The sequence below is a fragment of the Mycolicibacterium arseniciresistens genome (assembly GCF_030519285.1).
GTDB classification, from domain to species: Bacteria; Actinomycetota; Actinomycetes; order Mycobacteriales; family Mycobacteriaceae; genus Mycobacterium; species Mycobacterium arseniciresistens.
Genome location: NZ_JAUMSQ010000065.1, coordinates 24,077 through 35,019 on the forward strand (window position 1 = coordinate 24,077; position 10,943 = coordinate 35,019).

The 10,943-nt window shown below is 70.5% G+C and carries 14 protein-coding genes; 9 read left to right on the forward strand and 5 right to left on the reverse strand.

Going from position 1 to position 10,943, the window contains the following annotated elements; translation table 11 throughout:
- Positions 1-69 precede the first annotated feature (69 nt).
- The 6 genes from Q2100_RS11575 (at position 70) to deoC (ending at position 4,038) form a co-directional block, all read left to right on the forward strand.
- On the forward strand, positions 70-1,413 hold the full coding sequence (locus Q2100_RS11575) for a DUF445 domain-containing protein (protein ID WP_302914169.1): 1,344 nt from the start codon (positions 70-72) through the stop codon (positions 1,411-1,413).
- A 94-nt stretch (positions 1,414-1,507) separates the two neighbouring features.
- Positions 1,508-1,912 (forward strand): helix-turn-helix domain-containing protein, encoded by a 405-nt coding sequence (locus Q2100_RS11580; RefSeq protein WP_264013089.1) that lies wholly within the window; start codon positions 1,508-1,510, stop codon positions 1,910-1,912.
- Between the two features lie 63 nt (positions 1,913-1,975).
- Complete coding sequence (locus tag Q2100_RS11585) at positions 1,976-2,632, forward strand: heparin-binding hemagglutinin (protein ID WP_264013090.1); 657 nt, start codon at positions 1,976-1,978, stop codon at positions 2,630-2,632.
- Between the two features lie 36 nt (positions 2,633-2,668).
- Positions 2,669-2,953 (forward strand): DUF2516 family protein, encoded by a 285-nt coding sequence (locus Q2100_RS11590; protein ID WP_264013091.1) that lies wholly within the window; start codon positions 2,669-2,671, stop codon positions 2,951-2,953.
- A gap of 3 nt (positions 2,954-2,956) precedes the next feature.
- Positions 2,957-3,361: a DUF2599 domain-containing protein gene (locus Q2100_RS11595; protein WP_302914170.1), complete on the forward strand. Its 405-nt coding sequence runs from the start codon at positions 2,957-2,959 to the stop codon at positions 3,359-3,361.
- Positions 3,361-4,038: a deoxyribose-phosphate aldolase gene (deoC, locus tag Q2100_RS11600; RefSeq protein ID WP_302914171.1), complete on the forward strand. Its 678-nt coding sequence runs from the start codon at positions 3,361-3,363 to the stop codon at positions 4,036-4,038. Before Q2100_RS11595 ends, deoC begins: the two co-directional genes overlap by 1 nt.
- A gap of 20 nt (positions 4,039-4,058) precedes the next feature.
- On the opposite strand, the gene Q2100_RS11605 is transcribed toward deoC, so the two are convergent.
- From Q2100_RS11605 to Q2100_RS11620, 4 genes are read right to left on the reverse strand one after another with little or no spacing between them, the layout of a single operon-like run.
- Positions 4,059-4,952: an LmeA family phospholipid-binding protein gene (locus tag Q2100_RS11605; RefSeq protein WP_302914172.1), complete on the reverse strand. Its 894-nt coding sequence runs from the start codon at positions 4,950-4,952 to the stop codon at positions 4,059-4,061.
- The gene (locus Q2100_RS11610) at positions 4,949-5,764 is read right to left on the reverse strand and encodes a carbon-nitrogen hydrolase family protein (RefSeq protein ID WP_302914173.1); all 816 of its coding nucleotides are present in this window, start codon (positions 5,762-5,764) and stop codon (positions 4,949-4,951) included. Before Q2100_RS11610 ends, Q2100_RS11605 begins: the two co-directional genes overlap by 4 nt.
- A gap of 4 nt (positions 5,765-5,768) precedes the next feature.
- Entirely contained in the window at positions 5,769-6,566 is a 798-nt protein-coding gene (locus Q2100_RS11615; protein ID WP_302914174.1) for a class I SAM-dependent methyltransferase, read from the reverse strand.
- Positions 6,567-6,587: 21 nt separating this feature from the next.
- On the reverse strand, positions 6,588-7,100 hold the full coding sequence (locus tag Q2100_RS11620; RefSeq protein ID WP_302914175.1) for a DUF2505 domain-containing protein: 513 nt from the start codon (positions 7,098-7,100) through the stop codon (positions 6,588-6,590).
- Positions 7,101-7,126: 26 nt separating this feature from the next.
- Between Q2100_RS11620 and Q2100_RS11625 the strand changes: the two genes are divergently transcribed.
- The gene (locus Q2100_RS11625; protein WP_302914176.1) at positions 7,127-8,167 is read left to right on the forward strand and encodes a UDP-N-acetylmuramate dehydrogenase; all 1,041 of its coding nucleotides are present in this window, start codon (positions 7,127-7,129) and stop codon (positions 8,165-8,167) included.
- 54 nt (positions 8,168-8,221) lie between these two features.
- Positions 8,222-9,484 carry a L,D-transpeptidase gene (locus Q2100_RS11630; protein WP_302914177.1) on the forward strand — a complete coding sequence of 421 codons (1,263 nt, stop codon included), beginning with the start codon at positions 8,222-8,224 and terminating at the stop codon, positions 9,482-9,484.
- Here Q2100_RS11630 and Q2100_RS11635 read toward each other — a convergent pair.
- The gene (locus Q2100_RS11635) at positions 9,481-10,239 is read right to left on the reverse strand and encodes an SDR family oxidoreductase (RefSeq protein ID WP_302914178.1); all 759 of its coding nucleotides are present in this window, start codon (positions 10,237-10,239) and stop codon (positions 9,481-9,483) included. The two genes, Q2100_RS11630 and Q2100_RS11635, sit on opposite strands and share 4 nt — an antisense overlap.
- Before the next feature lie 242 nt (positions 10,240-10,481).
- Here Q2100_RS11635 and Q2100_RS11640 point away from each other — a divergent pair.
- Positions 10,482-10,943: winged helix-turn-helix transcriptional regulator (locus Q2100_RS11640; protein ID WP_407667611.1), on the forward strand; the 462-nt coding region annotated here is incomplete at its 3' end.

The window sequence follows — 10,943 nt, forward strand, 5'->3', positions numbered from 1 at the left end:
TTCCGTAGTCCCTCTCGATACTACGACCCGCCGTCGGGGATCGGCGCGGTCAGACGGGTACATGGCGGCATGGCCCATGATGGATTGGTGGCACATAGAGCAGACGTCGAACCGGCACCGGTGGCACAGAAGGCGAGTTTCGCCGCGGCGCTCGCCGGCGCGGACTCCGCCGCCGACGCCGAACGCCGCCGCGCGCTGCGCCGGATGAAGGCCGTCGCGCTCGGATTCCTGCTCGGGGCCACCGTCTTGTTCCTGGTGTGCACGTGGGCGCAGTCCCACGGTGCGCCGGGGTGGGTGGGCTACGTGCGGGCCGCCGCGGAGGCCGGCATGGTCGGCGCGCTGGCCGACTGGTTCGCCGTCACCGCCCTGTTCAAGCACCCGCTGGGCATCCCGATCCCGCACACCGCGATCATCAAGCGCAAGAAGGACCAGCTCGGCGAGGGCCTCGGCATGTTCGTCCGGGAGAACTTCCTGTCGCCGGAGAACGTCGAGACCAAGCTGCGCTCCGCTGACGTGGCCAGCCGCACCGGCAAGTGGCTCGCCGAACCCGTCAACGCCGCCCGCGTCGCCGCGGAGGTGTCGACGGTGCTGCGGGTGCTGGTGGAGATGCTGCGCGACGAGGACGTCCAGCAGGTGCTGGACAAGATGATCGTCAAGCGCGTCGCGGAGCCGCAGTGGGGGCCGCCGGTGGGCCGGGTGCTCAACGAGCTGCTCGTGGCGGGGCGGCAGGAGGCGCTGATCCAGCTGCTGGCCGACCGGGCGTTCCAGTGGTCGCTCAACGCGGGCGAGATCATCGAGCGCGTCATCGAGCGCGATTCGCCGCAGTGGTCACCGCGCTGGGTCGACCACCTGGTGGGCGACCGGATCCACCGCGAGCTGATGGACTTCACCGACAAGGTCCGCCGCAATCCCGACCACGAGCTGCGGCGCTCGGCGACCAAGTTCCTGTTCGAGTTCGCGAACGACCTGCAGCACGACGCGGCGACGATCCAGCGCGCGGAGAACGTCAAAGAGCAGATCATGGCCCGCGACGAGGTGACGCGGGCGGCCGAGACCGCGTGGACGGCGGCCAAGCGGATCATCCTCGAGTCGGTGGACGACCCGTCGTCGACGTTGCGGGGTCGCATCGCGGACTCGGTGATCCGCATCGGCGAGTCGTTGCGTGACGACGTCGATCTGCGCCGCAAGGTCGACAACTGGATCGTGCGGGGCGCGCAACACCTGGTGGCCGAATACGGGGCGGAGATCACCACGATCATCACCGACACCATCGAGCGGTGGGACGCCGAGGAGGCCAGCGATCGGATCGAACTGCACGTCGGCCGCGACCTGCAATTCATCCGTATCAACGGCACGGTGGTGGGCTCGCTGGCGGGCCTCGTCATCTACTCGATAGCCCAGCTACTCTTCTGACCTGCGCTAGCTAGTGCTTGCAAAAGTTAGCACTCCGTCGTACGGTTGATTCCGACACCAATCGGATACCCGACGCACGGAGGGGGCTGAGACCATGCAGCAGGATGAAAATCTTGCCGCGGTCGTGACCACCGCCGCGCAGGACATCGGCAGCTTCATCCGGAGTCAGCGCGAAGCGGCCCAGGTATCGGTGCGGCAGCTGGCCGAGAAGGCCGGCGTCAGCAATCCCTATCTCAGTCAGATCGAGCGGGGACTGCGCAAACCGTCCGCCGACGTGCTCAACCAGATCGCGAAGGCGTTGCGGGTGTCAGCCGAAGTGCTCTACGTCCGGGCCGGGATCCTCGAGCCGAGCGAGACCAGCGAAGTACGCGACGCCATCGTCAACGACGCGGCGATCAACGAGCGGCAGAAGCGGGTCCTGCTCGACATCTACTCCTCGTTCGTTCAGCAGAACGAGGCTGCGGAGCTCCCGGCGGAAGGGGAGCCGACGACTGACTGAGAACAGATCCGCCCCTGAGAACCACACATCTGAATGAAGACAGATCCTGAAAGGAAGTACGACATGGCCGAGAAGAACCAGCAGCAGAACCTCGACATCGAAGACCTGAAGGCGCCGTTGCTCGCGGCCGTGGGTGCCGCCGACCTGGCGCTCGCCACCGTCAACGAGATCGTGGCCAGCCTGCGTGACCGTGCCGGCGACGCCCGCACCGACGCGAACGCCCGTCTCGAGGAGCGTCGCGCCCGGCTGAACAAGCTGCAGGAAGAGATTCCCGCACAGGTCGGTGAGCTGCGCGAGCGGCTGACCACCGAAGAGCTGCGCAAGGCGGCCGAGGGGTACGCCGACGCCGCGCAGACCACCTACGTGAAGCTCGTCGAGCGTGGCGAGGCCGCACTCGAGCGGCTCCGCAGCCAGCCGGCCCTCGAGGACGCCGCCAACCGCGTCGAGGGGATCACCGACCAGGCCGTCGAGCTGACCCAGGAGGCGCTCGGCAACGTGGCCACGCAGACCCGCGCCGTTGGTGAGCGGGCCGCCAAGCTGGTGGGTGTCGAGCTGCCGAAGCGCACCGAGAGCGCCTCGGAGCCGGTGAAGAAGGCCGCCGTCAAGGCGCCTGCCCCCACCCCGGCCAAGAAGACCGCCCCGGCGCCGGCCGCCAAGAAGGCCCCGGCCAAGAAGGCTCCGGCCAAGAAGGCTCCGGCCAAGAAGGTCACACAGAAGTAATTCGACGCACGGATGGCGCCCGCTTAGGGTGGTGAGGTGATACTTGCCGACCTAGCGGGCGTCATCTCTTTCGCCCTGGTCCTCGTCGTCCTGGTGGTGGGCGTCTACTCGTTCGTGCACGCCGCGATCCAGCGGACCGACGCCTACCCCGCCGCCGGCAAGCTCACCAAGCCGGTGTGGCTGGCGATCCTCGGCGTGAGCGTGCTGCTGCTGCTCCTGCTGCAGGATGTGTTCGGCGCCGCGATCTGCGCCTGCGCCGCCGGCGTCTACCTCGTCGACGTACGGCCCAAGATCCTGGAGATCCAAGGGAAGTCGCGCTGACCCGTGCGACCCGTCGTCACCGCCGCGCTGGCGGCCCTCAGCATCCTCGCGTCCGTGTTCACCGTGCTGCCCACGGCGGCGGCCAACCCGGTCCCGGCTCCGCCGTACGTCGACCACGTCGAGTGGGCCAAGTGGGGTGACCTGTCCAGCCTGCGGGTCTACCCGACGCCGTCCGGCCGACAGGCCGCTTCCGCGCCTGCGGACGTGGCGTGGGCCGAGGTGCTCGCGCTGTCCCCGGACGCCGCGATTCCTGGCATGCGCGAACAGTTCATCTGCCACTGGCAGTTCGCCGAGATGGCCGAACCCGGCAAGGTGAGCTGGAACCTCGAGCCGTGGCGTCCGGAGGTGACCGGCGAGGAGATGATGGCCGCCGGCTGCAATCCGGGTGGCACCCTGGAGCCGTTCTGATGGCCTGGACCCGCGACGCGGTGGCCGAACTCGTCGACCACACCCTGCTCAAGCCGCAGGCCACCGAGGCCGACGTCGTCGCGCTGATGCGCGAGGCCGACGCACTCGGCGTGTACGCCGCCTGCGTGTCGCCGACGATGGTGGCCGCCGCGAAGTCGGCGCAGGCGCCGGGACCGGTGATCGCCGCGGTGGTCGGTTTCCCCTCGGGCAAGCACTTCTCCGCCGTCAAGGCGCACGAGGCGGTGCTGGCGACCGCAGCAGGAGCCGTCGAGATCGACATGGTGATCGACGTCGGCGCCGCGGTGGCGGGCGACTTCGACGCGGTGCGCGACGACATCGCCGCGGTGCGCGCGGCCGTCGGCGAAGGCGTCATCCTCAAGGTGATCCTCGAGTCGGCCGCGCTGCTCGAGTTCGCCGGTGAACAGGCGCTGGTCGAGGCGTGCCGGGCCGCCGAGGCCGCCGACGCCGACTTCGTGAAGACGTCAACCGGCTTCCACCCCAGCGGCGGCGCGTCGGTGGCCGCCGTGGAATTGATGGCCGCGACGGTCGGGCCGCGGCTCGAGGTCAAGGCCAGCGGCGGCATCCGCACCGCTGCCGACGCGGTGGCGATGCTCGACGCCGGTGCGACGCGGCTGGGCCTGTCGGGTACGCGCGCCGTGCTCGACGCGCTGGACTGACCCGGCTCAGCGCCGCCGGATCAGAGCTCGGAGAAGCAGGGGTCCTGCTGGCCCTTGGGCATCTGCGCGTTCTCCGTGGCGAACACCGCCGTCACTCCGGTGTCGGTGACCTCGACGCTGCGGGCGGTGATGTCCATCGGGTAGTTCTTCGTCAGTTCGCCGGTGAACGCGTCGAGCGCGGGCTGCACCGTCTCGCGGGGCAGCGTGAAGCCGAGCCCGGTCAGGTTCGTCACCTGAAGCCCGATCCCGCCGTCGACGACCTCCGGCTTGGCCGTGATGGTGCCGAGCGCACCCTCCAGCTCGATCGTGCCGCCCTGCGGGTTGGTGGTGACGCCCGTCAGGAAGCTGCCGAACAGCGGAATGGCATCCTGCACAGTCTGTTTGATGCCGTCGGCCGCCCAGGTGATGTTCGCCGTGAGTGATCCGACCGAGCCGCCGGAGGTCGCGGTGTCCTCGAGGCGGACGTCGCGGATGTCGATGGCCACCTTCATGCCCTTGGCCTCGCGGATCTGGTTGCCCGCCGTCTCGATGTTGATGTTGGTGTAGTGCCCCGTCATGTGCTGCAGCAGGAACGGCGGAAGCGGGTCGAACGACGCCTTCGCCTCGTCCTGCACGATGCACGACACCACCCGGGAGACGACGTCGTCGGCGCGGTTGCGGGCGTACAGCTCGCCGCCGAGCAGTCCGGCGGCCACCAGCGCGACCACGATGACCACCACGAGCACGATCGACAGCGGATCGCGGAACAGGCCCTTGATCTTGTCGCCGAAGGAGGAGCGCTCGTCCTCGGCCGATGGCGGCGGACCCTGGGGCGGGTAGCCCTGCCCGCCGGTCGGTGGCGGCGGCAGATTCGGCGGTGGGGGTGGTGGCGGGACGGGCGGCTGGTTGGCAGGGCGGGCCCAGTCATCGGTCACCCGAGCGATTCTGCCTTACCGAACTGAGCCGACCCCGAGCGGTTGTCCAGCACCGCGATGCTGTCGCGTGCTTTCTGCGCGGTCTCCTGGTCGATGTCGGCCAGCAGCAGCTGGGCATCCGGACCCGCGCTGACCAGCTCGTCGCCGGTGGGGGAGGCGACCAGGCTGTGGCCGACCCCGGTGGGTCCGGAGGCCGCGACCTCGTCACCCGGGTACGCCTGGCCGACGGCCGCGACGTAGCCGGTGGTGTCGAGCGCGCGGGCCCGCGCCAGCAACCTCCACTGGTCGACCTTGCCCGGGCCCGACCCCCACGAGGCGTGCACGGTGATCAACTGGGCGCCGCGGCGGGCCAGCTCGACGTAGAGCTCCGGGAAGCGGATGTCGTAGCAGGTGGTCAGGCCCACCTGGAAGCCTCCGACGGCGATCATCGCCGGCTCGGAACCCGGTGCGACCGTGCGTGATTCGCGGAAGCCGAACGCGTCGTAGAGGTGGATCTTGTGGTAGTGCGTGTCGACACCGGGACCGGCGGCGATCAACGTGTTGGTCACCCGGCCGTCGCCGCTCGGGGTGAACATCCCCGCGACCACCACGATCCCCGAGCGGTCCGCGACGCCACGCACACCGTCGGCCCACGGGCCGTCGAGCGGTTCGGCGACGGGCGCCAGCGGCACCCCGAAGCGGCACATCGTCGCCTCCGGGAACAGCACCAGTTCCGCGCCCGCGTCGGCGGCGCGCCCGGTGTATTCCTCGACCGTCTCGAGATTGGCGGCCGGGTCGGTGCCTGCGGCGATCTGTGCCAGGGCGATCCGCATGACGTCAGCCTAGTGGCGCGCCGGCGGGTGCGATGTGGTCCCACGGGACCGTGAGGACGCCGTCGCGGATCCGGCGCCGCGGCGGCTCGACCGGCCGGCCCTGCTCACGCAGCAGGCCGAGCATCGCCCGCCAGCGCACCCGGGGCCCGAAGACACCGTGCCCGGCGACACTGGCCCAGGCACGGTCGGCGGCCACCAGCAGGGCGTGGATCGGCTGCCCCGGCACGTTGTGGTGGATCAGCACCTTGGGCAGCCGTTCGGCGAGATCGGAGGGCCGCTCGATCGCGAACGGGTCGCAGGCCAGCGTCAGGCTGACCGGCGCCTCGGCGTCGAGCAGCACCCAGGCGCACCGCCTGCCCAACTCGTCGCAGGTGCCGTCGAGGATCAGCCCGCCCGGCGCCAGCCGCCGCTGCATCGCCGACCACGCATCGGCGACGGCCTCGACCGGATACTGCCGGAGCACGTTGAACGCGCGAACCAGGACCGGGTTCAGGCCGGCCAGCTCGAAGCCGCCGAGCGCGAAGTCGACCCCCGCCGTGGCGGACGGGCGGGCCGCGTCGACCCGCTCGGGATGGATCTCCAGGCCCACCACCCGAACGTCCGGCCGGATCGACCGCAACCGCGAGGCCAGCTCGAGCGTGGTGACCGGCAGGGCGCCGTAGCCGAGGTCGACGACCAGCGGGTCGGTGGCCGAACCGACGGCGGTGCGGACCCGGGCCGAGTGCACCAGCCATCTGTCGCTGCGGCGGAGCCGGTTGTAGCCGGTGGTGCCGCGGGTCAGCTGGCCGAGGGGCGCACCCACGGACCGAGTGTATGGCGCAGGTCAGGCGTTCTCGGCGATCCACGCCGTGGTGAAGCGCTGCTCGGCGATCAGCACGTCGACGAGCTGGCCGCCGATCAGGTTCTCCAACTTGCCGCCGACGAGCGGGACACGCACCTCGACAGTGGCCTTGCAGGTCAGCCGTGACGCCTCGCCCGCCCGTATCGGAGCCAGCGTCATCGCGCCGTCGAGGGTGACCGGAGCGCCGAGGATCACGCCGTTGACGAACCCGGTCGCCCGCCCGTCGGTGACCGGATCCCAGTGCTCCTCGCGCTGGATCGCCAGGTCGCCGCGGTGGAACTGGGTGACGATTCCCGGGAGCCGGTCGGCGCGCAGCACCTGCGTGGTGGTGACGGTGACGCCGCCGTCCGGCCCGGCGGTCAGCGCGTCCAGCGAATAGTCGTCGGCGCCGGAATCGGTCAGCCGGGACAGCCAGTAGCCCTCGTCACGCAGCGCCCGGTGAACCTCTTCGACGGTGCCCTCGTATTCGGTGGCCAAGTCGAATGAACGCGGCATAGCCAGCCAGGCTACCGTGACAGCCCGTGGGGCAGCAGTCCGAAGAACGCGACGTGCCGCTGGCGCCGTTGACCACGTTGCGGATCGGTCCGGTGGCCCGCAGGCTCGTCACCGCCACCAGCACCGAAGAGCTGGTGGCGGCCCTGCGCAGCGCCGAGAACGCCGACGCTCTGGTGCTCGCCGGCGGGTCGAACGTGGTGCTCGCCGACGACATGGCCGACCTGACCGTCGTGCGGGTGGCCAACACCGAGATCACGGTGGTCGACAACGTCGTGCGGGCCGAGGCGGGCGCCTCGTGGGACGACGTGGTGGTCACCGCGTTGGCATACGGGCTCGGCGGCCTCGAGTGCCTGTCGGGCATCCCCGGCTCTGCAGGCGCGACACCGGTGCAGAACGTCGGCGCCTACGGGGCCGAGGTCGCCGACACCATCACCCGCGTCCGGCTGCTCGACCGGCGCAGCGGCGAGGAGCGCTGGGTGGGTCCCGAGGCGATGGGATTCGGTTATCGCACAAGCATTTTGAAGAACTCCGCCGCGGCCGTGGTGCTGGAGGTGGAGTTCTCCCTCGACGCGGACGGCCGCAGCGCGCCGCTGCGGTACGGCGAACTGGCGACCGCGCTGGGGGAGGAACCGGGCGCCAGGACCGACCCGCTGCGCGTCCGCGAGGCCGTGCTGGCGCTGCGGGGCCGCAAGGGCATGGTGTTGGACGACGGCTCCGATCACGACACGTGGAGCGTCGGCTCGTTCTTCACCAATCCGGTGGTGAGCGCCGCGGACTTCGACCGGCTGCGGGCCACCGTCGACGGCCCGGTGCCGCACTATCCCGCCGACGAGGGCGTGAAGCTGGCGGCCGGCTGGCTGGTGGAGCACGCCGGGTTCGGCAAGGGCTACCCCGGCTCCGGCGCACCGGTGCGGCTTTCGACCAAGCACGCGCTGGCTGTGACCAATCGGGGCGGCGCCACGACCGCGGACCTGTTGTCGCTGGCCAGGACGGTGCGCGACGGTGTCTCGGCCGCCTTCGGGATCGAACTCACCCCCGAGCCGACTCTGATCGGATGCACTCTCTAGGTACGCTGGATCCACGTGAGCGCAGAGGCGAAGTGGCCAGCCGGTCGGCCCCTGATGAATCGGCGGAAGGCCCTGACCGCACTGGCGGTCGGTGTCGTCGTCCCCGCTGCCCTGGCGGCCTGCGGCAACGAGGTGGGGTCACCGGAGGCCGCCGATGAAGCGCCCGCCGCTCCCGAGCTGAAAATCGAGCCCGCGGCCGCGGCCACCGACGTGTCGCCGACCGCCCCGGTCAGCCTCGAGGTGAGCGGCGGATTCATCCAGCGTGTGGTGCTGGCCAACGCCGAGGGCAAGCCCGTCGCGGGTGTCCTCAACCGGGAGCGCACCGCGTTCAGCACCACCGAACCGCTGGGTTACGGGACGTCGTACACCTGGGGCGGGTCGGTGGTCGGCGAGGACGGCAAGGCCGTGCCGGTCAAGGGCACCTTCAGCACGATCGACCCGGCCACCCAGGTCAGCGGGCAGTTCCAGCTGGCCGACGGGCAGACCGTCGGTATCGCGGCGCCCGTCATCCTGCAGTTCGACGCGTCGATCGACGACAACGACAAGCCGACGGTCGAACGGGCGCTGTCGGTCACCACGAACCCGCCGACCGAGGGCAGCTGGGCCTGGCTGCCCGACGAGGTCGGCGGCTCCCGCGTGCACTGGCGCACCCGTGAGTACTTCGCCCCCGGCACCACCGTGCGGGTCGACGCCCGGCTCTACGGCGTGCCGTTCGGGCAGGACGCCTACGGCGCGGCGGACTCGTCGCTGGACTTCACCATCGGCCGCCGCCAGCTGGTCAAGGCCGAGGCGTCGTCGCACCAGATCGAGGTCATCACCGACGCGGGGACGATCATGACCCTGCCGTGCAGCTACGGCGAGGGCGATCTGGACCGCAACGTCACCCGCAGCGGCATCCATGTGGTCACCGAGAAGTACGAGGACTTCTACATGACCAACCCGGCCGCCGGATACGCCAACATCCGGGAGCGGTTCGCCGTGCGGATCTCCAACAACGGCGAGTTCATCCACGCCAACCCGGCGAGTTCGGGCGCGCAGGGCAACAGCAACGTCACCAACGGCTGCATCAACCTGTCGACCGAGGATGCACAGCAGTACTTCAACACCGCGATGTACGGCGACCCGGTCGAGGTGACCGGCACCCGGATCCAGCTGTCCTACGCCGACGGCGACATCTGGGACTGGGCCGTGCCGTGGGAGGAGTGGAAGTCGATGTCGGCGCTGTCGGACGCCGCGCCGCCGTCGGGCATCCCCAGCACCGCGCCCGCAGTGCCGTCGGGCGCCCCGCAGCCTGTGAACGACCGCCCCGGCGGCTAGCCCTTCCGGTTGAAGCGCGACCCGGCCGCGCCGCTGACCTGATCGCGCGGCCGCACCACGATCAGATCGAGGTCGACGTGTGAGGGCCGGTCGGCGACGAACCCGATGACCTCGGCGATGTCCTCGGCGACCAGCGGGGTGACGCCCTCATAGACCTTCGCCGCGCGCTCCTCGTCGCCCTCGAACCGGTTCAGCGAGAACTCGGTCTGCACCATGCCCGGTGCGACCTCTGTGAGCCGCACCGGCTTTCCGAGCAGCTCGCTGCGCAGCGTGCGGTGCAGGACGCCCTGGGCGTGCTTGGCGGAGGTGTAGCCGGAGCCGTTGTCGTAGATCTCCACGGCGGCGATCGAGGTGACCGTGATGATCAGCCCGTCGCCGGACTCGATGAGCTTGGGCAGCAGCGCCCGGGTGACGAGCAGCGTGCCCAGGACGTTCGACTCCCACATCCAGCGCCAGTTGTCGACGTCGGCTTCGGCCACGGGCTCCAGACCCCTGGCCCCGCCGGCGTTGTTGACCAGCACGTCGACCCGGTCCAGACCGGCGGCCAGCGCCGCCACCGCGTCGGCGTCTGTGACGTCCACCACAGCCGCGGTGCCGCCGATCTCATCGGCGACGGCCTGCACCAGCTCTTCGCGGCGGGCTGCGCAGACTACGTGAAAGCCTTGTGCGGCAAGGGTTCTCGCGGTCGCCGCACCGATGCCCGCGCTGGCACCGGTGACCACTGCGACGCGCCGGCCGGAAGTGGGAGTCGTCATCTGAACAACTCTAGCCAGCGTGTTAGATTCACTTCGTGTCCAGGATGTGTCAGGTCAGCGCCGCGCAGCACTGTTGTTGCTGTCGCCGCTCGCGCCGCCGCGCCTGACCGAGCCGAGGACAATTCTTCCGTCCCGTTGATTCGCAGGTGTGGCAAGGACCCCACCAGCCGACCGACAGAGGACATTCCGTGAGTATTGCCACCCCCGCCCCCACCTCGATCTCCCCCATCGCGAGCTCGCCGATCTCGCGCCGCGCCCACGTGCGCACCGCGCCGACCGTCAAGCGGGCGCCGCTGGCCCGCCACCACATCGTCGCCCCGTCGCTGCGGGTCGCCGACACCGCCGCCGCACTGGTGTTCAGCGCCGCGCGGACCCGCGGACCCATCGCCCGCGACGCCATCGCCAGGGTCACCGGCCTGAGCATCGCGACGGTCAACCGCCAGGTCACCGCCCTGCTCGACGCCGGTGTGCTGCGGGAACGCGCCGACCTCGCCGCCTCCGGGGCGATCGGCAGGCCGCGGGTGCCCGTCGAGGTCAACCACGAACCGTTCCTCACCCTCGGCGTGCACATCGGCGCCCGCACCACCAGCATCGTGGCCACCGACCTGTTCGGCCGCACCCTCGACGTCGTCGAGACGCCGACCCCGCGCAGCGCCCAGGCCGCCGCGCTGGTGACGCTGGCCGACAGCGCCCGCCGCTACCTG

Bases quoted from the DNA above. Each gene is read 5' to 3' on its own strand.
- Q2100_RS11575 (WP_302914169.1), top strand. From the start codon at position 70: ATGGCCCATGATGGATTGGTGGCACATAGAGCAGACGTCGAACCGGCA.
- Q2100_RS11580 (WP_264013089.1), top strand. From the start codon at position 1,508: ATGCAGCAGGATGAAAATCTTGCCGCGGTCGTGACCACCGCCGCGCAG.
- Q2100_RS11585 (WP_264013090.1), top strand. From the start codon at position 1,976: ATGGCCGAGAAGAACCAGCAGCAGAACCTCGACATCGAAGACCTGAAG.
- deoC (WP_302914171.1), top strand. From the start codon at position 3,361: ATGGCCTGGACCCGCGACGCGGTGGCCGAACTCGTCGACCACACCCTG.
- Q2100_RS11610 (WP_302914173.1), bottom strand. From the start codon at position 5,764: ATGCGGATCGCCCTGGCACAGATCGCCGCAGGCACCGACCCGGCCGCC.
- Q2100_RS11620 (WP_302914175.1), bottom strand. From the start codon at position 7,100: ATGCCGCGTTCATTCGACTTGGCCACCGAATACGAGGGCACCGTCGAA.
- Q2100_RS11630 (WP_302914177.1), top strand. From the start codon at position 8,222: ATGAATCGGCGGAAGGCCCTGACCGCACTGGCGGTCGGTGTCGTCGTC.
- Q2100_RS11635 (WP_302914178.1), bottom strand. From the start codon at position 10,239: ATGACGACTCCCACTTCCGGCCGGCGCGTCGCAGTGGTCACCGGTGCC.